This is a genomic window from Burkholderia sp. KBS0801 (genome assembly GCF_005937855.2).
Lineage (GTDB): Bacteria > Pseudomonadota > Gammaproteobacteria > Burkholderiales > Burkholderiaceae > Burkholderia > Burkholderia ambifaria.
Genome location: NZ_CP042177.1, coordinates 2,449,898 through 2,471,509, shown reverse-complemented (window position 1 = coordinate 2,471,509; position 21,612 = coordinate 2,449,898). Strand labels below are relative to the sequence as shown.

The following is a 21,612-nucleotide window of genomic DNA, read 5'->3' as shown; positions in this document are numbered from 1 at the left end:
CAAGCCGCGCGGGGCGGTGCTGCGGGCGGTTTCGACGGGTTTCGTCTGACGGATGCGCGAACCGCGCGGCGCGTCAGCGCGGGATTGCGACGACGCGCGTGCGCGCGAGGCGGTCGTGCGGGAACTGGCGATCGGCGTGCAGGCGGGCGGCGCCGGCCCACGCGACGATCCATCCGGCGGCGAGCGCGAGCGTGACGGGCACCGACAGGCCGAGCAGCGGGTGCAGCGCGAGCGGCGGCAGGAACCACAGCCAGCCGAGCGCATAGCGGACGAGCGCATGCGCGGCGCTCAGCGGCCGGCCGCTCGACGATTCGAGCCGCAGCCGCCAGGTCTTCATCGGCAGTGTCTGGCCGCCGTGAGTCCAGAACCAGACGAAATACGCGCCCACGATGAGCGCGATCCACGCGGCGAGGAGGTCGTGATGGACGAGTCCGTTGCGCTGCTGCATCGCGAGACTGAATGCGAGGCCGGCGAAGAACACGACGCCGAACAGCAGCACGGCCTCGTACAGCATCGCTGCGAGGCGCCGCCGCACGGACGGCGCGGCGACGGCCGGGGCCTGGGGTGCGGGGGCGCTCGCCACGGCCGATCAGGAACCCTTGAACATCGACGGCGCGTCGGCCGGCGACACGGGCGTGACGACGGCCGGTGAGGTGGCAGGCGCGGTACCGGACGTGGAGGACGCGGCGGGCGGCAAGCCGGCACTGGCCGATGCGGGCACCGGCACGGCGGCGACGTTGCTCGCCGGATGCTCGTGCGAATTGACGAGGCGGCGCACATCGCGGTCGGCGACGGTCGGCGGCGCGCTGACCACGCTCGGCCGGCGGCGACGCTCGGTCGCCGCGAGCCGTTGCTTCTGTTCTTCAGGCAATTGCTGGTAGGCCTTCCACGCGCGCTCGCGCGCCTGCGCGGACAGCTCCTTCGCGCTCTGGTAATTCTCGCGTGCGACGCGCCGCTGCTCGGGCGTCATCCGCGCCCATTCGGACATTCTGTCCTGCAGGTGTTTTTGTTCATCCGGCGTCAACTTCGCGAAACGCGACGCGATCTTCAGCCATTTACGCTTGCGCGCATCGCTGAAGCCGTCCCACTGATCGGCGAACGGCGCGAGCGCCGCACGTTGTGCGGGGGTCAGCCGCGCCCACGACAGCGGGCCGTTGGCGGCCGGCAGCGGCAGGGGCAGCGGGGCGAGTTCCGTGGACAGCGCGGCGGCGGCCGAGGTCGCCGCAGGTGCGCTGCTGGCCGCGGCGGAGACCGTCGCGGGGGGCGGGTTGAATCGGGAGTAGGTGGCGACGTAGGAAACGGCGATCGCGATCACGCATCCGAAAAATACGGCCAGGCCGCGTTTCTGATTCACCCGTGCGATCCCCTCGTTATTGTCTGTTAGCGTGCGTGCGAAAGATACGCGTTGAACCCGTGATCGAGATACGCGTTGAGCGGCAGGTCGTCGCTGAGCATTGCCGCGTCGATGTCGGCGAGCTCGGCGGTGCGCTGCATGTCTTCCCAGTAGGCGATGCCGACGAGCCCCGCCAGCAGCAGTGCGAGCGGCCACGCGCGCAGCAGGCGGCGCGCGAGCGACGCGGACGGGCGGCCGGCTTGCGGGTTACTCGCGGGCGGCATGCCGTATGCGCCGGCCGCACCGGCGAAGGCGGGCACGAACACCGGCGCGGTCGCGGGTTCCGGCTTCTTGCGCGCGAGCGCGGCCCGGCGCGCGACGGCCAGACGGTCGGTGGTCGCGGCAGGCAGCGCCGCGGCACGTTCGTCCAGCGCGCGGCGGACCTTCAGCGCGAATTCGTATTCTCGATTTACGGGAGCGGAGCTCATAGCGTGATTCCTTTGGCCTTGAGCGCGTGTGCCAGGGTATGAGTGGCTCGCGAGCAGTGCGTCTTGACGCTGCCTTCGGAGCACCCCATTGCGGCGGCAGTCTCGGCGACATCCATATCTTCCCAATAACGCATCAGGAACGCTTCCCGTTGACGCGCCGGAAGTTTCTGGATTTCTTCGTCGATCAGGGCCAGAACCTGTTCCCGCTCGAGGCGGTGCTCCGTGCTCTCGACACCCGCATTGTCGTCCGCGGATTCGAGCGTTTCCAGCGGATCGAAGTCGTCGTCGTCCGTATTGTTGAGCGACGAGAAGAGCGTGACCCACGTATTGCGGACCTTCTGCCGGCGGAACCAGTCGTGGATGGCGTTCTGCAGGATCCGCTGGAACAGCAGCGGCAGCTCGGCCGCCGGCCGGTCCCCGTATTTCTCCGCCAGCTTGATCATCGCGTCCTGCACGATGTCGAGCGACGCATCGTCGTCACGCACGGCGTAGGCAGCCTGCTTGAACGCGCGCCTTTCGACGCCCGCCAGAAAGTCGGCGAGTTCCTTGTCTGATGCCATTCCGTAAAGGTATGCGCTGCGGACCGCGGCGTGTGAAAAGGTCGAAAAATTTCGTAAAACCCGCGGATGCTAACAAATTTTCGCGCGACTTGGCACCGGTTGCGGCGCGCCACGTTGTGCGCGAGCCGCGTCCGCGGGCCGCCGGGCGGCGGCCATGATGCGCTGCGGGATATTTTGCTTGACGGCCCAATCGTGACCGGCTATCGTCAGCGATTCGCAACATGAAGTGATGGTCTCATTTGAGGCTGGCCCAAGAAGCCCGCCCTTCAAACTGGACGCGCCGCTTGAACCCGAGCCACAAGCCCGGCAGAGAGCACCCGATCAATTTTTTGCCGAAAATTCGAAAGGTCAAAATGAACATGCCCAGCGCGGAATTCTCCACGTCGGAACCCCTTTCCCCTCCCGATAGCGACTCCATCGGCGCCACCGTGCTCATGAAGGCACTGGCCGACGAGAACGTCGAATTCATCTGGGGCTACCCCGGCGGCTCGGTACTCTACATCTACGACGAGCTTTACAAGCAGGACAAGATTCAGCACGTGCTGGTGCGCCACGAACAGGCGGCCGTGCACGCAGCCGATGCGTATGCGCGTTCCACCGGCAACGTCGGCGTCTGTCTCGTGACGTCCGGCCCCGGTGTCACCAATGCGGTGACCGGCATCGCGACGGCCTACATGGATTCGATCCCGATGGTCGTGATCAGCGGCCAGGTGCCGACTGCCGCGATCGGCCAGGACGCATTCCAGGAATGCGACACCGTCGGCATCACGCGTCCGTGCGTGAAGCACAACTTCCTCGTGAAGGACGTGCGCGACCTCGCGGAAACCGTCAAGAAGGCGTTCTACATCGCCCGCACCGGCCGTCCGGGCCCGGTGCTGATCGACATCCCGAAAGACATCTCCAAGACCCCGTGCCAGTACGAGCCGGTCAAGAGCGTGTCGCTGCGTTCGTACAACCCCGTCACGAAAGGTCATTCGGGCCAGATCCGCAAGGCCGTGTCGTTGCTGCTGTCGGCGAAGCGTCCGTACATCTACACGGGCGGCGGCATCATCCTCGCCGACGCGGCGCGCGAACTGAACCAGTTCGCCGACCTGCTCGGCTACCCGGTCACGAACACGCTGATGGGCCTCGGCGGCTATCGCGCGTCGGACAGGAAATTCCTCGGCATGCTCGGCATGCACGGCACCTACGAAGCGAACATGGCGATGCAGCACTGTGACGTGCTGATCGCGATCGGCGCGCGCTTCGACGACCGCGTGATCGGCGACCCGGCGCACTTCGCGTCGCGTCCGCGCAAGATCATCCACATCGACATCGACCCGTCGTCGATCTCGAAGCGCGTGAAGGTCGACATCCCGATCGTCGGCGACGTGAAGGAAGTGCTGAAGGAGCTGATCGAGCAGCTGCAGACGGCCGAGCATGGCCCCGATACCGACGCGCTCGCGCAATGGTGGAAGGACATCGAGGGCTGGCGCTCGAAGGACTGCCTGAAGTTCGACCGCGAAAGCGAGATCATCAAGCCGCAGTACGTGGTCGAGAAGGCGTGGGAGCTGACGGACGGCAACGCGTTCGTGTGCTCGGACGTCGGCCAGCACCAGATGTGGGCCGCGCAGTTCTACCGTTTCAACAAGCCGCGTCGCTGGATCAACTCCGGCGGCCTCGGCACGATGGGCTTCGGCCTGCCGGCAGCGATGGGCGTCAAGATGGCGCACCCGGACGACGACGTGCTGTGCATCACGGGCGAAGGCTCGATCCAGATGTGCATCCAGGAACTGTCGACCTGCCTGCAATACGACACGCCCGTGAAGATCATTTCGCTGAACAACCGCTATCTCGGCATGGTCCGCCAGTGGCAGCAGATCGAATACAGCAAGCGCTATTCGCATTCGTACATGGATGCGCTGCCCGATTTCGTGAAGCTCGCCGAAGCGTACGGCCATGTCGGCATGCGGATCGAAAAGACCTCGGATGTGGAGCCGGCGCTGAAGGAAGCGCTACGCCTGAAGGACCGCACCGTGTTTCTCGATTTCCAGACCGATCCGACCGAAAACGTCTGGCCGATGGTACAGGCCGGCAAGGGCATCACCGAGATGCTGCTCGGATCGGAAGATCTGTAACGGCGCGACGCGCGCTTGGCGCCGGAGCGGCCGCCTTCACGAAGGGCGGTGCGGCACCGGGCGGCGCGCGGCGCGAGTGAATCGACACGGACACATTCTGGAAGAAGCGAACATGAGACACATCATTTCCGTCCTGCTGGAGAACGAACCGGGCGCGCTGTCGCGCGTGGTCGGTCTGTTTTCCGCACGCGGCTACAACATCGAAACCTTGACGGTGGCGCCGACCGAAGACCAATCGCTGTCGCGGCTGACCATCGTTTCCATTGGCTCGGACGACGTGATCGAACAGATCACGAAGCATCTGAACCGCCTGATCGAGGTGGTGAAAGTGGTGGACCTGACCGACGGTGCACACATCGAACGCGAGCTGATGCTGATCAAGGTACGTGCAGTGGGCAAGGAGCGCGAAGAAATGAAGCGGATGTCGGACATTTTCCGCGGCCGCATCATCGACGTGACCGAAAAGACCTACACGATCGAATTGACGGGCGCGAGCGACAAGCTCGACGCATTCATCCAGGGGCTGGACGCCAGCGCGATCCTAGAGACCGTGCGTACCGGCAGCTCCGGCATCGGACGCGGCGAGCGCATCCTGAAGGTGTAATGCCGAAGAGGCACGCCGGGTGCGCCGTCATGTCCCGGCCCGCAGTACCCAATCCGAACGAATTGTTGAATTTTTGAATTAGCGAAGGAACCCATCATGAACGTTTTCTACGACAAAGACGCCGACCTCTCCCTCATCAAGGGCAAGCAAGTCACGATCATCGGCTACGGCTCGCAAGGCCATGCGCACGCACTGAACCTGAAGGACAGCGGCGTAAACGTGACGGTCGGCCTGCGCAAGGACGGCGCGTCGTGGAGCAAGGCCGAAAACGCAGGCCTGTCGGTCAAGGAAGTCGCTGAAGCGGTGAAGGGCGCGGACGTCGTCATGATGCTGCTGCCGGACGAGCAGATCGCCGACGTGTACGCGAAGGAAGTGCACGCGAACATCAAGCAGGGCGCGGCGCTGGCATTCGCGCACGGCTTCAACGTCCACTACGGCCAGGTGATCCCGCGTGCCGACCTCGACGTGATCATGATCGCGCCGAAGGCACCGGGCCACACCGTGCGCGGCACGTACTCGCAAGGTGGCGGCGTGCCGCACCTGATCGCGGTTGCGCAGAACAAGTCGGGCGCGGCACGCGACATCGCGCTGTCGTACGCGGCAGCGAACGGCGGCGGCCGTGCCGGCATCATCGAGACGAACTTCCGTGAAGAGACCGAAACCGACCTGTTCGGCGAGCAGGCCGTGCTGTGCGGCGGTACCGTCGAGCTGATCAAGGCAGGTTTCGAGACGCTGGTCGAAGCCGGCTATGCTCCGGAAATGGCGTACTTCGAGTGCCTGCACGAGCTGAAGCTGATCGTCGACCTGATCTACGAAGGCGGCATCGCGAACATGAACTACTCGATCTCGAACAACGCCGAGTACGGCGAGTACGTGACGGGCCCGCGCGTCGTCACGGAAGAGACGAAGAAGGCGATGAAGCAGTGCCTGACCGACATCCAGACGGGCGAATACGCGAAGAGCTTCATCCTCGAGAACAAGGCAGGTGCCCCGACGCTGCAGTCGCGTCGCCGCCTGACGGCCGAGCACCAGATCGAGCAGGTCGGCGCGAAGCTGCGTGCGATGATGCCTTGGATCGCGAAGAACAAGCTCGTCGACCAGACGAAGAACTGAGCATTGCACGCCGTTCCGGCCCTTCGAGTGGAGGGTCGGCATCAAAAAGCCGCCCGAAGGCAGTAGTGCCCCGGGCGGCTTTTGCTATCCTACGGGCTTTGCAATTCACCGAACACAGAACGAATCCATGAACTATCCTCATCCGATCATCGCGCGCGAAGGCTGGCCGTTCATCGCGATTGCTGCCGTCATCGCGCTGTTGATCCACGCCGTCGGGGGCTTCGGCTTCGCGTGGCCGTTCTGGCTGCTGCTGGTCTTCGTCGTCCAGTTCTTCCGCGATCCGCAGCGCCCGATTCCGGCGCAGCCGAACGCGGTGCTGTGTCCGGCGGACGGCCGCATCGTCGCGGTCGAGACCACGCAGGATCCGTACGCGAACCGCGAAGCGCTGAAGATCAGCGTGTTCATGAATGTCTTCAATGTTCATTCGCAGCGTTCGCCGGTCGATGGCGCGGTCACCAAGGTCGAGTATTTCCCGGGCGCGTTCCTGAACGCGGCAATCGACAAGGCATCGACCGAGAACGAGCGCAATGCGCTCGTGATCCAGACGGCAAGCGGCAAGACCGTCACCGCCGTGCAGATCGCCGGCCTCGTCGCCCGCCGGATCCTCTGCTACGTGCGCGCCGGCGAGCCGCTGTCGCGCGGCCAGCGCTACGGTTTCATCCGCTTCGGTTCGCGCGTCGACGTGTACCTGCCGCTCGGCAGCCGCGCGAAGGTCTCGATCGGCGAGAAGGTCTACGCGTCGTCGACGATCCTCGCCGAGCTCGAACAGTAACCGGCGGAGCCCACGATGGCCGCATTCAAACCGCGCCGGCCGCGCAGCGGGTCCAGCCAGACGCCACGCCCGTTCCGCCGCAACAAGATAATGGCGCCCGATCCTGTGCCCGAAAGCCGCCGTGCCGCGCGCCAGCGGTTCCTGAAGACGCGCGGCATCTACCTGCTGCCGAACGCGTTCACGACCGCCGCGCTGTTCTGCGGTTTCTTCGCGGTCGTGCAGGCGATGAACGTGCGCTTCGAGATCGCCGCGATCGCGATCTTCGTCGCGATGGTGCTCGACGGGATGGACGGGCGCGTCGCGCGGATGACGCATACGCAAAGCGCGTTCGGCGAACAGTTCGACAGCCTGTCGGACATGGTGTCGTTCGGCGTCGCGCCCGCGCTCGTGATGTACGAGTGGGTGCTGAAGGATCTCGGCCGCTGGGGCTGGCTCGCCGCGTTCGTCTACTGCTCGGGCGCCGCGCTGCGCCTCGCGCGCTTCAACACCAACATCGGCGTCGTCGACAAGCGCTTCTTCCAGGGGCTGCCGAGCCCCGCCGCCGCCGCGCTGATCGCCGGCTTCGTGTGGCTCGCGACCGACAACCGCGTGCCGATGAAGCTCGGCTGGCTGCCGTGGGTCGCGTTCGTGCTGACGATCTACGCGGGCGTGACGATGGTATCGAACGCGCCGTTCTACAGCGGCAAGGCGCTCGACGTGCGGCACCGCGTGCCGTTCGCGGCGATCCTGCTGGTGGTCGTCGCGTTCGTGCTCGTGTCGTCCGATCCGCCGCTGATGCTGTTCTGCCTATTCGTGCTGTACGGGCTGTCCGGCTACGTGTTCTGGGCCTACATGGCCATCCGTGGGCGGGCGAATCCCGCACGCTCGTCGCAGCGCGATCACTGACGCGCAACCTGCGCGAAAACGGAAACGGCGGCCTCGCGGCCGCCGTTTTCATGTGCCCCCTTTCGCGTTGCGCCGCCGGGCTTCACGGGTGCCGTCCGATTGCGCGCCTTGCGGAATGCCGCTATAGTCTTTGGCATGACTGCATTTTCCCGCCTCTCCCTCCTTCTAGCCGGTGCGCCGCTACGCGCGCTAGCTTTGGCGCGCCTGCCGCGCTGACCGTTCTCGCCCCCCGTCAAGCCTCGTCTGTTGTTGAGCGTCGCCAGCGGTGGCGCGATCTCATTACGTTTGATTCCCGTATAAAGAGCCCTGGAGCCCCCCCATGACAGACAAGCTGATCATTTTCGATACGACGTTGCGTGACGGTGAACAATCGCCCGGCGCGTCGATGACGAAGGAAGAGAAAATCCGCATCGCGAAGCATCTCGAGCGGATGAAGGTCGACGTGATCGAGGCCGGCTTCGCGGCCAGCTCGAACGGCGACTTCGATGCGATCCACACGATCGCCGGTCTCGTGAAGGACAGCACGATCTGCTCGCTGGCGCGCGCCAACGACAAGGACATCCAGCGCGCGGCCGACGCGTTGAAGCCGGCCAATAGCGCGCGGATCCACACGTTCATCGCGACGTCGCCGCTGCACATGGAGAAGAAGCTGCGGATGACGCCGGACCAGGTGTTCGAGCAGGCGCGCCTCGCCGTGCGCTTCGCGCGCAAGTTCACCGACAACGTCGAATTCTCGCCGGAAGACGGCAGCCGTTCGGATCTCGACTTCCTGTGCCGCGTGCTGGAAGCCGTGATCGCCGAAGGGGCGACGACGATCAACATCGCCGACACGGTCGGCTACGGCGTGCCGGAACTCTACGGCAACCTCGTGAAGACGCTGCGCGAACGCATTCCGAACTCGGACAAGGCGATCTTCTCCGTGCATTGCCACAACGACCTCGGCATGGCGGTGGCGAACTCGCTCGCCGGCGTGAAGATCGGCGGTGCGCGGCAGGTGGAGTGCACGATCAACGGTCTCGGCGAGCGCGCGGGCAACACGTCGCTCGAGGAAATCGTGATGGCCGTGAAGACCCGCAAGGACTATTTCGGCCTCGACGTCGGCCTCGACACCACGCAGATCGTCCCGACGTCGAAGCTCGTGTCGCAGATCACCGGTTTCGTCGTGCAGCCGAACAAGGCCGTGGTCGGCGCGAACGCATTCGCGCACGCGTCGGGCATCCATCAGGATGGCGTGCTGAAGGCGCGCGACACGTACGAGATCATGCGCGCGGAAGACGTGGGCTGGACCGCGAACAAGATCGTGCTCGGCAAGCTGTCGGGCCGCAACGCGTTCAAGCAGCGCCTGCAGGAACTCGGCGTGTCGCTCGACAGCGAAACCGAACTGAACGCCGCGTTCATGCGCTTCAAGGATCTGGCCGACCGCAAGTCCGAGATTTTCGACGAAGACATCATCGCGATCGTCTCCGAGGAGTCGGCGCTCGCGCAGGAGCAGGAGCACTACAAGTTCGTGTCGCTGTCGCAGCGCTCGGAAACCGGCGAGCAGCCGCAGGCCAAGGTCGTGTTCGCACTCGATGGCAAGGAAGTGACCGGCGAGGCACGTGGCAACGGCCCGGTCGACGCGACGTTCAACGCGATCGAGGGCGAAGTCGGCAGCGGGTCGGAACTGCTGCTGTACTCGGTGAACGCGATCACGACCGGTACGCAGGCGCAGGGCGAAGTGACGGTGCGGCTGTCGAAGAGCGGGCGGATCGTCAACGGCGTCGGCACCGACCCCGATATCGTCGCGGCTTCCGCGAAGGCGTACATCGCCGCGCTGAACAAGCTGCACTCGAAGGACGACAAGCTCAACCCGCAGCGCTCGTAAGCGCTGCGCGTCGAGCGCCCGACACGCCCCGTGCGGCCCTGCGCCGCCCGGGGCGTTTTTTCATGCGCCGCTCATTCGGCGGCCGGTGCGCGGAACAGCCAGCGGCGCGCGGCCGGGCGGGGCGCCGGGTTGCGGCGGCGGAATTCCACCGTGATCCCGCGCCGCGGCGCATCGGCGACGAACGCATCGAGCAGTTCGAGCACGTCGTGATCGATGTAGTCGGCGCGCGTCGCGTCGATGATCACGGCCGCGCGGTCCGGGATGTGCCGCAGGTGATGCTTGACCTGTACCTTGCCGAGGAACGACACGTCCTTGCGGAACGACAGCAGGAAGTGATCGTCGTGCTGCGCGAGCGTGACGGGGCTCTTCAGGTTCGCCACCGCGACCGCCAGCACGCTGCACGCGAGGCCGAGCGCGATGCCGAACAGCAGGTCGACCGCCAGCACACCCGCGATCGTCGCGGCGAACGGCACGAACGCGGCCGGACCCTGTTTCAGCACCGAGCGGAACAGCGCCGGTTTCGCGAGCTTGAAGCCGGTGTGGATCAGGATGGCCGCGAGGCTCGCGAGCGGGATCAGGTTGATCAGCCCGGTGAGCGCGAACACGCTGGCGAGCAGCAGGATCCCGTGCACGATCGCCGACATCCGGCTCTGCGCGCCCGCGTTCACGTTGACCGAGCTGCGCACGATCACCGACGTGATCGGCAGCCCGCCGACCGCGCCCGCAACGAGATTGCCGACGCCCTGTGCCTTCAGTTCGCGGTCCGGCTGGGTCGGACGGCGCTTCGGATCGATCTGTTCGACCGCCTCCAGGCTCAGCAGTGTTTCGAGGCTCGCGACGACCGCGAGCGTGATCGCGACGCGCCATACGTCCGGATTGACGAGCTGCGCGAAGTTCGGGCCGAGCTCGGCGTGCTTCAGCGATGCCGCGAGTGCCGCGAACGATTCGAGCTCGGGCAACGTGACGCGATGCGCGGCACCCAGCGCGACCGACGGCACGAACGCGCCGAGCAGCAGCGTGGCGCCGATGCCGAACACGACGACCGCCAGCGGCGCGGGCACCGAGCGCACCCAGGCAAAGCGCTTGAGCGCCGGCGTATCCCACGCGATCAGCAACCCGAGCGACGCGAGCGCGATGGCGGTGGCGGCCCAGGCAGTCGGCAGGCCCGCCCATGATGCAAACGATTGCGCGGCCGAGCCGCCAAGGCCGAATGCGAACGGAATCTGCTTCAGGATCAGCAGCAGGCCGATCGCCGCGAGCATGCCCTTGATGACCGGCGACGGCACATAGGCGGCGAAGCGGCCGGCGCGCAGCATGCCGAAGCCGAACTGCAGCACGCCGGACAGCAACACCGCGAGCAGGAACGCGGAGAAGCTGCCGAGTTGCGCGATCCCTTCGACGACGATCACGACGAGGCCGGCGGCAGGCCCGCTGACCGACAGCGACGAGCCGCTCAGCAGCGCGACGACGATGCCGCCGACGATGCCGGACACGAGCCCGGCGAACGGTTCGACACCGGACGCATTGGCGATGCCGAGACATAGCGGCAGCGCGACGAGGAAAACGACGATGCCGGCGACGATGTCGCGCGGCAGGGTGGACAGGCGCTCGTTCAGTTTCATGGTTGGGGCGATTTCGTAGCGTTGGGGAAGGGCACGGGTCAGGCGGCTGCGGCGGCCGTGGCGGCATGCTCCGGTTCGGCTTCGGCCGGTGGTGCCGCATAGCCGGAGTCGAGTTCCTTCAGGAGGCCATCGGCGAGCGAGAAGATCCAGCCGTGCACGAGCGGCGGCCGCTTCCGACCTTGCACGATCGGCGACGCGCGCAGCAGCCGCACCTGTTCGAGCACGTTCAACTCGGCCAGGCGGTCGGCGGCGGCCGTGTCGTTGAGTCCGTCGAGCGCGTCGCGATGGCGTCGCGCGAGCGCGCAAAGCGGCGCGATGCGGCGCGCGACGTGCGGCAGGTCGGCGGGCGGCGGCAGCAGCGACGCGCGCACGCCGCCGCACCCGTAGTGGCCGCACACGATCACGTGGTCGACTTCGAGCACGCGCACGGCGTACTCGAGCACGCTGGCGGAATTGTCATCGTCGGGATGGAACAGGTTGGCGATGTTGCGATGGACGAACAGCTCGCCGGGCACGCTGTGCGTGATGGTTTCGGCCGGCACCCGGCTGTCGGCGCAGCCGATCCACAGCACGCGCGGGTTCTGGCCGCGCGCAAGCGCGTCGAAGAAGCCCGGCGTGTGTTCGCGCGTCTCGCGGGCCCAGGCGATGTTGGCAACCAGCATGCTCTTGGGGCGGTTCATAAGGACTCCTTTCCGATAAAGGAAAACAAATGGCAAACAAATACGGGACGAAGTGGAGCAATAGGATCCTTTCTGAACTGAAAGGTTCAATTTCGACTGATATTAGGGGTATGCCCTAACGCCGGGTGCCATTGATACAAATTGTTTCAACTGGATCGGGCAAGGTGCATTGAATGCACCACTGCGACGCATGAGATGCATCGCATATGCCTGTTTGCCGCTGGCGGCCGCGTGGAGCGGCGTTGCGCGGGATTGCTTGCCGAACGCCGTCAATCGGAAAGGATTGCCGCGCGATTTGGGAGTTAATCGAATACGGCGGAAAAAAGGAAATGGCCATTCACGCAATAATGCGTGAATGGCCATTGCGAAATTTGCAGGTAAATGCGTAATCGGTCAGAACAGATTGCGGCGATCGGGATCGTGAAGCGGATCCGGTGTTTTCTGCGTCGTGCGCAGGATGCCCTGCGGATCGAAGTAGAAGCTGTACATCATGTACCAGACGTTGTCTTCGAGATAGCGGTAGGTCCACACCTCGCGTTTCATCAGCGGGAAGTAGGACGTCTCGACCGGACGGCCGAAATTCACGAGCACGTCGGTCTTGGTCCACTTGCCGATTTCCGCGCGATAGAACTCGCTCGGCTGCAACACCTGGCGCACGTTGACGATGCGGTGGGCCGCATCGACATCGGCCGCGACGGTGATCTCGCCCATCGGCTGGGTCGGCCACATCAGGCGCTTGCCGCCGCCCGGCAGGTCGTAGATTTCGCGCGGCGGGCCCATGCGCGCCACGATCGCCGACTCGTCCTGGCCGGCCTGGTATTGCTGCCACGGTTGCGCGCAGCCGGCGAGCAGTGCCGCCGCGCAGGCGACCAGTACCGGCAGGCGTACGGGAATGCGAATGCGCATCGGATTCTCCAGAGCTCTCTGACCGTTCAGTTGTATCACGGACGGCGCGCGCCGGCGCATCGTGCCGAAAAAATCGGTGCGGATCGGGGGCGGTGTGCCGTCGGGGGCTCGGTGTCGCACCGCGCTTGCGGCCGGCAGCGCCCGCGGCCTATGATCCGCGCTTCTCGGACAGATTGAAGGGCAGGTAGCCGATGCGGCAGTGGAAACGGTGCGCGCTCGCATTGAGCGCGGGGTGGATGCTGGCGTCGTCCGCGTTCGCGGCAGGCGAGCCGGTGCGGATCGCGCTGATCGAAGGAATGTCGGGCCCGTTCGCGAACGCGGGCGCGGCGGTCGAGCGCAACCTGCGCTTCGGCGTCGAGCAGGTCAACGCGGCAGGCGGCGTGAAGCTGCGCGATGGCGCGCATCCGCTCGAGCTCGTCGTGCTCGACAGCAAGGGCAGCCCGGAAGAGGCGCTCGTGCAGTTGCGCGCGGCGGCGGACCGGCACATCGGCTTCGTCGCGCAGGGCAACAGCTCGGCGGTCGCGGCCGCGCTCGTCGCGGCGCTCGACAAGCTGAACGCGCGCAATCCGGACAGCCGGATGCTGTTCGTCAACTATTCGGCCGACGATCCGGCGTTGACCGGCGCGCGCTGCAGCTTCTGGCATTTCCGTTTCGATGCGCACGCGGGGATGCGCATGGCTGCGCTGGCGGACGTGATGGCGCGCGACCGCGCGCTGCGCAAGGTCTACCTGCTGAACCAGGACTACAGCTTCGGCCACGACGTCAGCACGCTCGCGCGGCAGGCGCTGGCCGAACGGCGCCCGGATGTGACGATCGCCGGCGACGAATTCCACCCGATCGGTCGCATCAAGGATTTCTCGCCGTACATCGCGAAGATCCGCGCGAGCGGCGCGGACGCCGTCGTGACCGGGAACTGGGGCAACGATCTCACGCTGCTCGTGAAGGCGGCGCGCGAGCAGGGGCTGAACGCGAAGTTCTATACGTTCTACGGCAACAGCCTCGGCGCGCCGGCCGCGCTCGGCGACGCCGGCGTCGGCCGGGTGATCGCCGTCGCGGACTGGCATCCGAACGCCGGCGGCGCGAAGTCGGACGCGTTCTACCGCGCGTTCCGGGCCCGTTTCCCCGCGGCGCAGGACGACTATCCGGTGCGGCGCATGAGCCTGATGATCGAAATGCTCGCGGCGGCGATGAATCGGGCCGGCTCGGCCGACCCGGTCGCGGTGGCGCGCGCGCTGGAGGGGCTGTCGTTCGACGACGGCTTCCATGCGTCGACGATGCGCGCGCAGGATCACCAGTTGATCCAGCCCCTTTACGTGATGGAAATGGACAAGGCCGGCACGCCGGGCGTGCGCTTCGACAACGAGGGCTCGGGCTACGGCTTCCGGACAGTCCTCGCGGTGCCCGCCCAGCGTACGCCGATACCGTCGACCTGCTCGATGACGCGCCCGTGACAGGAGGCGATGGAACGGCGTGCAGTTGTGTTACAATGCCCGCCGGTTGTAAGTCACGGCACGGCCATTCTTCCGTGTCCGCCTGTTCAGTTAGCAAGTAGGAAAAAGGAAATCACATGTCTGTTGCAGATATCAAGAAGTCGGAAGTCGTTGCTCAGTTCGCCCGCGGTACCAACGACACGGGTTCGCCCGAAGTCCAGGTCGCGCTGCTGACCGCACGTATCGTCGAACTGACGGGTCACTTCAAGACCCACGCGAAGGATCACCACAGCCGTCGCGGCCTGCTGCGCATGGTGAGCCGCCGCCGCAAGCTGCTCGACTACCTCAAGGGCAAGGATGCCGACCGTTACCGCGCGCTGATCGAGAAGCTGGGTCTGCGTAAGTAATCGAGGCGATTGCCGCCAGCAAGATGCCTGTGTCAGTCCGCTGATGCAGGCATTTTGTTTTTGCACGGTGCGTAGCGTCACGCGCACCGCAGGTTGTCCGGCACGCGCTTGCCGGACTGCCGGAACGGCTGATACCGGGGTCGGGATTTGTGTCATTCCAGCGCGTCGCTCGGTGAGCGTCGCGCTGGAATGGCATAAAAAACACACCTTGCTCCGGGTGATTCGGTCGGGACGCCGCCGCGCGGGATGGCCCGCACGGCGAATGAAATGAACGAGTTCAAAGGAGCAACCATGTCCATGTTCAACAAGGTCGTGAAGGAATTCCAGTGGGGCCAGCACAAGGTGCGCCTCGAAACCGGTGAAGTCGCCCGCCAGGCGAGCGGTGCCGTGATCGTCGACGTGGAAGACACCGTCGTGCTGGCAACCGTCGTCGGCGCGAAGTCGGCGAAGCCGGGCCAGGATTTCTTCCCGCTGACCGTCGACTACCTCGAAAAGACCTACTCGGCCGGCAAGATCCCGGGCGGCTTCTTCCGTCGCGAAGGCCGTCCGTCGGAACACGAGACGCTGACGTCGCGCCTGATCGACCGTCCGCTGCGTCCGCTGTTCCCGGAAGGCTTCTACAACGAAGTGCAGGTCGTGATCCACGTGCTGTCCGTGAACCCGGAAATCCCGGCGGACATCCCCGCGCTGATCGGCGCGTCGGCCGCGCTCGCGGTGTCGGGCCTGCCGTTCAACGGTCCGGTCGGTGCCGCGCGCGTTGCGTACATCGACAACGCATACGTGCTGAACCCGACGCGTGACCAGCTCAAGGCCTCGAGCCTCGACCTCGTCGTCGCCGGTACGGAGCGCGCGGTGCTGATGGTCGAATCGGAAGCCGACCAACTGCCGGAAGACGTGATGCTGGGCGCGGTCGTGTTCGGCCACGAGCAGATGCAGACGGCGATCGACGCTATCCACGAACTCGTGCGCGAAGGCGGCAAGCCCGAGTGGGACTGGCAGCCGGCACCGAAGAACGAGGCGCTGATCGCGCGCGTGACGGAGCTGGCGCACGGCGACCTGCTCGCCGCTTACCAACTGCGCGACAAGCAAGCGCGTTCGACGAAGCTGAAGGAAGTCTACGCGGCGACCTCGGCGAAGCTCGAGGAAGACGCACTGGCGGCCGGTACGGTCGCGGCCGACAAGGCCACCGTCGGCAACGTCCTGTTCGACATCGAAGCGAAGATCGTCCGTTCGCAGATCCTGAACGGCGAGCCGCGCATCGACGGTCGCGACACGCGCACCGTGCGTCCGATCGAGATCCGCACCGGCGTGCTGCCGCGCACCCACGGTTCGGCGCTGTTCACGCGTGGCGAAACGCAGGCGCTCGTCGTCGCGACGCTCGGCACGAAGGGTGACGAGCAGATCATCGACGCGCTCGAAGGCGAATACCGCGAGCGCTTCATGCTTCACTACAACATGCCCCCGTTCGCGACCGGCGAAACGGGCCGCGTCGGCTCGCCGAAGCGCCGCGAAATCGGCCACGGCCGTCTCGCGAAGCGCGCGCTGGTCAAGTGCCTGCCGAGCGCCGACGAATTCGGCTACTCGATCCGCGTCGTGTCGGAAATCACCGAGTCGAACGGCTCGTCGTCGATGGCGTCGGTGTGCGGCGGCTGCCTCGCGCTGATGGACGCCGGCGTGCCGATGAAGGCGCACGTCGCGGGCATCGCGATGGGCCTGATCCTCGAAGGCAACAAGTTCGCGGTGCTGACCGACATCCTCGGCGACGAAGATCACCTCGGCGACATGGACTTCAAGGTGGCCGGCACGGAGCAAGGCGTGACGGCGCTGCAGATGGACATCAAGATCCAGGGCATCACGAAGGAAATCATGCAGGTCGCGCTCGCGCAGGCGAAGGAAGGCCGCATGCACATCCTCGGCAAGATGACGTCGGCGGTCTCGGGTGCGAACACGCAACTGTCGGAATTCGCGCCGCGCATGATCACGATCAAGATCAACCCGGAAAAGATCCGCGACGTGATCGGCAAGGGTGGCTCGGTGATCCGCGCGCTGACGGAAGAAACGGGCACGACCATCGACATCTCGGATGACGGCGTCGTGACGATCGCGAGCACGAGCAGCGAAGGCATGGCCGAAGCGAAGAAGCGCATCGAGAACATCACGGTCGAGATCGAAGTCGGCCAGGTGTACGAAGGCACGGTGCTCAAGCTGCTCGATTTCGGCGCGATCGTGAACCTGCTGCCGGGCAAGGATGGCCTGCTGCACATCTCGGAAATCGTCAACGAGCGCGTGAAGGACATCAATGACTACCTGAAGGAAGGCCAACAGGTTAAGGTCAAGGTGATCCAGACGGACGAGAAGGGTCGCGTGCGTCTGTCGGCGAAGGCGCTGCTGAACGAAGCAGCGGCGTCGCAGTCGGATACGCCGCCGCAGCAGTAAGCGCAAAGGCGTGAGAACGGCCGGCCGTGCGAAAGCGCGCCGGCCGTTTTTTCTGTAGCATCGTTGCGCGGCGCAGCAGCGCCGGCGACGCGCCCGTGCCGCGCACGGATGCGCCCCCGATTCCGATCCTGGAGCGACCACCCATGAAAGCCATCGAAATCACCGAATTCGGCGCCCCCGACGTGCTGAAGCTCGCGGAGCGTCCGCGCCCCGAACCGAAGCGCGGCGAAGTGCTGATCAAGGTGGCGGCTTCCGGCGTGAATCGGCCGGACGTCTTCCAGCGCAAGGGCGCATACGCGCCGCCGCCGGGCGCCTCCGATCTGCCGGGCCTCGAGGTCGCGGGCGAGATCGTCGGCGGCGACCTGTCGGATGCCGCGCTGAACCCGTTCGGCCTGAAGCTCGGTGATCGCGTCTGCGCGCTGCTCGCGGGCGGCGGCTACGCGGAATATGCGGTCGCGCCGTTGCCGCAATGCCTGCCGGTGCCTGACGGGCTGACCGACATCGAAGCCGCGTCGTTGCCCGAAACGTTCTTCACCGTGTGGAGCAATGTGTTCGACCGTGCGTTGCTGGGCGCGGGCGAGGGCGGCGAGCAGGAAACGCTGCTCGTGCAGGGCGGCTCGAGCGGGATCGGCGTGACGGCGATCCAGATCGCGCACGCGCTCGGCTTTCGCGTGTTCGCGACGGCCGGCAACGCCGAGAAATGTCGTGCATGCGAAGCGCTGGGGGCGGAACGCGCGATCAACTACAAGACCGAAGACTTCGTCGAAGTCGTGAAGTCGCTGACGCACGATCGCGGCGTCGACGTGATTCTCGACATGGTGGCCGGTTCGTACGTGCCGCGCGAGCTGTCCGCGCTCGCGGACGGCGGTCGCCTCGTGCTGATCGCGCTGCTCGGCGGCGCGAAGGCCGAGGTCAACCTGAACGAGATCCTGCGTCGCCGGCTGACGGTGACGGGTTCGACGCTGCGGCCGCGTCCGGTCGAGTTCAAGGCGCGCATCGCCGCACAACTGAAGGCGCGTGTCTGGCCGCTGCTCGCGGACGGCCGCATCAAGCCCGTTATCTACCGTGTGCTGCCGGCCGGCGAGGCCGCGCAGGCGCATGCGCTGATGGAGAGCGGTGAGCATATCGGCAAGATCGTGCTCGATTGGGGTACGACCGCCTGAAGCCTTCGGCGGCCGGACTTGACATACGCGGTTTGACCGGTTCAAGCCGCGCGCAGTAAAATCGCGGGTTTGCTTCGCCAGATCCAGCCTGACGGCCGGTTTCCGGTACGTTAATGACACGATAGTGACGAGACAGACACGATGTCGAAACAACGAACAAAGCGAGTGATCGGCAACTGGAAGATGCACGGCCGGCTGGCCGGCAACCAGGCGTTGCTGAATGAAGTGGTGCAGGGCGCGGGCGCGGTGGCGGCTGAAACGTCGATCGGCGTGTGTGTGCCGTTCCCGTACCTCGCGCAGGTTCAGGCGCAGCTCGGCGCTGGCCGTGTCGTGTTCGGCGCGCAGGACGTGTCCGCGCACGAGCAGGGCGCGTTCACCGGCGAAGTCGCTGCGGCGATGGTGGCGGAGTTCGGTGCGCATTATGCGATCGTCGGTCACTCGGAGCGTCGCGCGTATCACGGCGAGCGCAACGAGACCGTCGCGGCGAAGACGCAGCGCGCGCTCGCGGCGGGCCTCACGCCCGTCGTGTGCGTCGGCGAAACGCTCGACGAGCGTGAAGCGGGCGCGACCGAGCAGGTGGTCGGTGCGCAGCTCGACGCCGTGCTGGCCGTGCTGACGGCTGACGAGGCGGCTCGCATCGTCGTCGCGTACGAGCCGGTCTGGGCGATCGGTACCGGCAAGAGCGCGACGTCGGCGCAGGCGCAGGATGTGCACGCGTTTCTGCGTGCGCGTCTCGCGGCGAAGGGTGCGGCGCACGTGTCGGTGCTGTACGGCGGCAGCGTGAAGCCGGACAACGCGGAAGAGCTGTTCGCGCAGCCGGACATCGATGGCGGCCTGATCGGCGGCGCGTCGCTGAAGGCGCAAGATTTCCTGGCGATCTGCCGAGCCGCACGTTGAGCGGTCCGGGGTCGAATTGAAACATGATGGCGGCCGGTTGGTCCGGTCGCCTGATCCAATCGGGTGGGTGTGATGCTGTTATTCAAGACGCTGATTATTGTCGTGCAGGTGCTGTCTGCACTCGGTGTGATTGGGCTCGTGCTGCTGCAGCACGGCAAGGGTGCCGACATGGGCGCCGCATTCGGTAGCGGCGCGTCGGGCAGCCTGTTCGGTGCGACGGGCTCGGCGAACTTTCTGTCGCGCACGACGGGCGTGCTGGCCACGATCTTCTTTGTCGCGACGCTCGCGCTGACGTACCTCGGCTCGTACAAGTCGACGCCGTCGGCAGGCGTGCTCGGCGCGGCCGCGACCGCACCGGCATCGGCGCCCGCGGCGTCGGCACCGGCCGTCGCCGCGTCCGCTGCAGCGGCTTCGGCCGCGAGCGCGCCGGGCCAGGATGTCCCGAAATAAAAAGCCAAATTTTTTGCGGTTGTGCGTTGAACAAATCTGGAACTCGGGTTAGAATTTAATTCTTGAAGCGATTCGCGGGAACAAGCAGCACAACCCGAGTTGCATGCAGTGCCGACGTGGTGAAATTGGTAGACACGCTATCTTGAGGGGGTAGTGGCGAAAGCTGTGCGAGTTCGAGTCTCGCCGTCGGCACCAAAGTTACTCAATGCCAGCCGCTTCTAGTGGCTGGCATTTTTCATTTGTGGGGTATGTCTTGCGATTGTCTTGTGATCGCACGCACTCCGAAATGATTCCTTCCGCCGGAAGTGGTATTCTCCGGACGCTCAGAACCAACCGATAGAGGATTGCCTTGAACCTCGCAGCCTATTACCCCGTCTTGTTGTTCCTCCTCGTGGGCACTGGTTTAGGTATAGCGCTGGTCAGCATCGGCAAGCTCCTTGGTCCCAACAAGCCGGACGTCGAGAAGAACGCACCATACGAGTGCGGCTTCGAAGCCTTTGAAGACGCCCGGATGAAATTCGACGTCCGGTACTACCTCGTCGCCATCCTGTTCATCATCTTCGATCTCGAAACCGCGTTCCTGTTTCCGTGGGGCGTCGCGCTGCGGGACATCGGCTGGCCCGGTTTCATCGCAATGATGATTTTTCTGCTCGAATTCCTGCTGGGCTTTGCCTATATCTGGAAGAAAGGCGGTCTCGACTGGGAGTGATGGGGTTAATCGCCGGTTTGCATGGGCGGCCACGCTGGGTCGCTCGTCTGGAGTGGAAAGCAAATGAGTATCGAAGGGGTCTTGAAGGAAGGGTTTGTCACCACGACGGCTGACAAGCTGATCAACTGGACGCGTACCGGCTCGCTGTGGCCGATGACGTTCGGGCTCGCATGTTGCGCCGTCGAGATGATGCATGCGGGCGCGGCCCGTTACGATCTGGACCGGTTCGGGGTCGTGTTCCGTCCGAGCCCGCGTCAGTCGGACGTGATGATCGTCGCCGGCACGCTGTGCAACAAGATGGCGCCCGCACTGCGCCGCGTGTACGACCAGATGGCCGAGCCGCGCTGGGTGATCTCGATGGGGTCGTGCGCGAACGGCGGTGGCTACTACCACTACTCGTACTCGGTGGTCCGCGGCTGCGACCGGATCGTGCCGGTCGACGTCTACGTGCCGGGCTGCCCGCCCACGGCCGAGGCGCTGGTCTACGGCGTGATCCAGCTTCAGGCGAAGATCCGCCGCACCAACACCATCGCCCGTCAATAAAGCCCCGAGCGTCCCCTCAATATGGCAAGCAAAATCGAGATCCTGAAGGCAAACCTCGAAGCCGCGCTCGGCGCGCGCGTGGTGAGCCTCACCGAAGCGATCGGTGAACTGACGCTCGTCGTGAAGGCGAGCGATTACCTCGAAGTCGCAAAGACGCTGCGCGACGATCCGAAGCTCCGTTTCGAGCAGCTGATCGACCTCTGCGGCGTCGACTACCAGACTTACGGCGACGGTGCGTACGACGGCCCGCGTTTCGCGGCCGTGTCGCAGCTGCTGTCGGTCACGAACAACTGGCGCCTGCGCCTGCGCGTGTTCGCGCCGGACGACGATCTGCCGATCGTCGCGTCGCTCGTCGACATCTGGACCTCCGCAAACTGGTACGAGCGCGAGGCGTTCGACCTGTACGGCCTCGTGTTCGAGGGACACCCCGACCTGCGCCGCATCCTCACCGACTACGGCTTCATCGGCCATCCGTTCCGCAAGGACTTCCCGGTGTCGGGCTATGTCGAAATGCGTTACGACCCGGAAGAGAAGCGGGTCGTGTACCAGCCGGTGACGATCGAGCCGCGCGAAATCACGCCGCGCGTGATCCGCGAGGATCGCTATGGCGGTCTGAAACATTAAGGGGGCGTC

Annotated in this window: 23 protein-coding genes and 1 tRNA gene; 16 read left to right on the top strand and 8 right to left on the bottom strand. The window is 65.4% G+C overall.

The features are described from left to right. Nucleotides 1-73 precede the first annotated feature (73 nt). From FFI87_RS11770 to FFI87_RS11755, 4 genes are all read right to left on the bottom strand, one after another. Nucleotides 74-514, bottom strand: a complete 441-nt coding sequence (locus tag FFI87_RS11770) for an RDD family protein (protein ID WP_249180468.1) — start codon at nucleotides 512-514, stop codon at nucleotides 74-76. A 75-nt stretch (nucleotides 515-589) separates the two neighbouring features. Then, nucleotides 590-1,354 (bottom strand): DUF3106 domain-containing protein, encoded by a 765-nt coding sequence (locus tag FFI87_RS11765; protein WP_012364328.1) that lies wholly within the window; start codon nucleotides 1,352-1,354, stop codon nucleotides 590-592. A 26-nt stretch (nucleotides 1,355-1,380) separates the two neighbouring features. Next, complete coding sequence (locus FFI87_RS11760; RefSeq protein WP_012364327.1) at nucleotides 1,381-1,821, bottom strand: DUF3619 family protein; 441 nt, start codon at nucleotides 1,819-1,821, stop codon at nucleotides 1,381-1,383. Then, nucleotides 1,818-2,381: an RNA polymerase sigma factor gene (locus FFI87_RS11755; protein ID WP_011657493.1), complete on the bottom strand. Its 564-nt coding sequence runs from the start codon at nucleotides 2,379-2,381 to the stop codon at nucleotides 1,818-1,820. Before FFI87_RS11755 ends, FFI87_RS11760 begins: the two co-directional genes overlap by 4 nt. A 353-nt stretch (nucleotides 2,382-2,734) precedes the next feature. Between FFI87_RS11755 and FFI87_RS11750 the strand changes: the two genes are divergently transcribed. The 6 genes from FFI87_RS11750 to FFI87_RS11720 all read left to right on the top strand — a co-directional run bounded on the left by FFI87_RS11750 (nucleotide 2,735) and on the right by FFI87_RS11720 (nucleotide 9,736). Then, nucleotides 2,735-4,498 carry an acetolactate synthase 3 catalytic subunit gene (locus FFI87_RS11750; protein ID WP_138847406.1) on the top strand — a complete coding sequence of 588 codons (1,764 nt, stop codon included), beginning with the start codon at nucleotides 2,735-2,737 and terminating at the stop codon, nucleotides 4,496-4,498. Nucleotides 4,499-4,610: 112 nt separating this feature from the next. Continuing rightward, nucleotides 4,611-5,102, top strand: a complete 492-nt coding sequence (gene ilvN / locus FFI87_RS11745) for an acetolactate synthase small subunit (protein ID WP_006750445.1) — start codon at nucleotides 4,611-4,613, stop codon at nucleotides 5,100-5,102. A 96-nt stretch (nucleotides 5,103-5,198) separates the two neighbouring features. Then, complete coding sequence (ilvC, locus tag FFI87_RS11740; RefSeq protein ID WP_006750446.1) at nucleotides 5,199-6,215, top strand: ketol-acid reductoisomerase; 1,017 nt, start codon at nucleotides 5,199-5,201, stop codon at nucleotides 6,213-6,215. A 127-nt stretch (nucleotides 6,216-6,342) separates the two neighbouring features. Continuing rightward, nucleotides 6,343-6,987, top strand: coding sequence for a phosphatidylserine decarboxylase (locus tag FFI87_RS11735; RefSeq protein ID WP_006750447.1), 645 nt, complete (start codon nucleotides 6,343-6,345; stop codon nucleotides 6,985-6,987). Nucleotides 6,988-7,002: 15 nt separating this feature from the next. Next, nucleotides 7,003-7,872 (top strand): CDP-diacylglycerol--serine O-phosphatidyltransferase, encoded by an 870-nt coding sequence (pssA, locus tag FFI87_RS11730; protein WP_138847407.1) that lies wholly within the window; start codon nucleotides 7,003-7,005, stop codon nucleotides 7,870-7,872. Nucleotides 7,873-8,191: 319 nt separating this feature from the next. Then, nucleotides 8,192-9,736, top strand: coding sequence for a 2-isopropylmalate synthase (locus tag FFI87_RS11720; protein WP_012364325.1), 1,545 nt, complete (start codon nucleotides 8,192-8,194; stop codon nucleotides 9,734-9,736). A 71-nt stretch (nucleotides 9,737-9,807) separates the two neighbouring features. Here FFI87_RS11720 and FFI87_RS11715 read toward each other — a convergent pair whose 3' ends face one another. From FFI87_RS11715 to FFI87_RS11700, 4 genes are all read right to left on the bottom strand, one after another. Beyond that, a complete protein-coding gene (locus tag FFI87_RS11715) occupies nucleotides 9,808-11,358 on the bottom strand; it encodes a SulP family inorganic anion transporter (RefSeq protein WP_012364324.1) in 1,551 nt (516 codons plus the stop codon). Between the two features lie 38 nt (nucleotides 11,359-11,396). After that, entirely contained in the window at nucleotides 11,397-12,038 is a 642-nt protein-coding gene (locus tag FFI87_RS11710) for a carbonic anhydrase (protein ID WP_138847408.1), read from the bottom strand. A gap of 102 nt (nucleotides 12,039-12,140) precedes the next feature. After that, nucleotides 12,141-12,401, bottom strand: a complete 261-nt coding sequence (locus FFI87_RS11705) for a hypothetical protein (RefSeq protein WP_138847409.1) — start codon at nucleotides 12,399-12,401, stop codon at nucleotides 12,141-12,143. A 30-nt stretch (nucleotides 12,402-12,431) separates the two neighbouring features. Beyond that, entirely contained in the window at nucleotides 12,432-12,944 is a 513-nt protein-coding gene (locus FFI87_RS11700) for a hypothetical protein (protein WP_012364322.1), read from the bottom strand. 191 nt (nucleotides 12,945-13,135) lie between these two features. Between FFI87_RS11700 and FFI87_RS11695 the strand changes: the two genes are divergently transcribed. The 10 genes from FFI87_RS11695 to FFI87_RS11645 all read left to right on the top strand — a co-directional run bounded on the left by FFI87_RS11695 (nucleotide 13,136) and on the right by FFI87_RS11645 (nucleotide 21,603). Beyond that, a complete protein-coding gene (locus FFI87_RS11695; protein WP_138847410.1) occupies nucleotides 13,136-14,395 on the top strand; it encodes a branched-chain amino acid ABC transporter substrate-binding protein in 1,260 nt (419 codons plus the stop codon). Nucleotides 14,396-14,511: 116 nt separating this feature from the next. Beyond that, the gene (gene rpsO, locus FFI87_RS11690; RefSeq protein ID WP_006398792.1) at nucleotides 14,512-14,781 is read left to right on the top strand and encodes a 30S ribosomal protein S15; all 270 of its coding nucleotides are present in this window, start codon (nucleotides 14,512-14,514) and stop codon (nucleotides 14,779-14,781) included. A 291-nt stretch (nucleotides 14,782-15,072) separates the two neighbouring features. Next, the gene (pnp, locus tag FFI87_RS11680) at nucleotides 15,073-17,217 is read left to right on the top strand and encodes a polyribonucleotide nucleotidyltransferase (protein ID WP_138847411.1); all 2,145 of its coding nucleotides are present in this window, start codon (nucleotides 15,073-15,075) and stop codon (nucleotides 17,215-17,217) included. A 143-nt stretch (nucleotides 17,218-17,360) separates the two neighbouring features. Then, entirely contained in the window at nucleotides 17,361-18,380 is a 1,020-nt protein-coding gene (locus FFI87_RS11675; RefSeq protein ID WP_138847412.1) for an NAD(P)H-quinone oxidoreductase, read from the top strand. Nucleotides 18,381-18,521: 141 nt separating this feature from the next. Then, complete coding sequence (tpiA, locus tag FFI87_RS11670; protein ID WP_011657484.1) at nucleotides 18,522-19,277, top strand: triose-phosphate isomerase; 756 nt, start codon at nucleotides 18,522-18,524, stop codon at nucleotides 19,275-19,277. Nucleotides 19,278-19,349: 72 nt separating this feature from the next. Further along, a complete protein-coding gene (gene secG / locus FFI87_RS11665; protein WP_006750457.1) occupies nucleotides 19,350-19,727 on the top strand; it encodes a preprotein translocase subunit SecG in 378 nt (125 codons plus the stop codon). A 110-nt stretch (nucleotides 19,728-19,837) separates the two neighbouring features. Beyond that, nucleotides 19,838-19,922, top strand: a tRNA-Leu gene (locus FFI87_RS11660). A 154-nt stretch (nucleotides 19,923-20,076) separates the two neighbouring features. Further along, nucleotides 20,077-20,436 (top strand): NADH-quinone oxidoreductase subunit A, encoded by a 360-nt coding sequence (locus tag FFI87_RS11655; protein WP_006398798.1) that lies wholly within the window; start codon nucleotides 20,077-20,079, stop codon nucleotides 20,434-20,436. 63 nt (nucleotides 20,437-20,499) lie between these two features. Further along, the gene (locus FFI87_RS11650) at nucleotides 20,500-20,979 is read left to right on the top strand and encodes a NuoB/complex I 20 kDa subunit family protein (RefSeq protein ID WP_006398799.1); all 480 of its coding nucleotides are present in this window, start codon (nucleotides 20,500-20,502) and stop codon (nucleotides 20,977-20,979) included. Between the two features lie 21 nt (nucleotides 20,980-21,000). Beyond that, complete coding sequence (locus FFI87_RS11645; protein ID WP_006750458.1) at nucleotides 21,001-21,603, top strand: NADH-quinone oxidoreductase subunit C; 603 nt, start codon at nucleotides 21,001-21,003, stop codon at nucleotides 21,601-21,603. Nucleotides 21,604-21,612 lie beyond the last annotated feature (9 nt).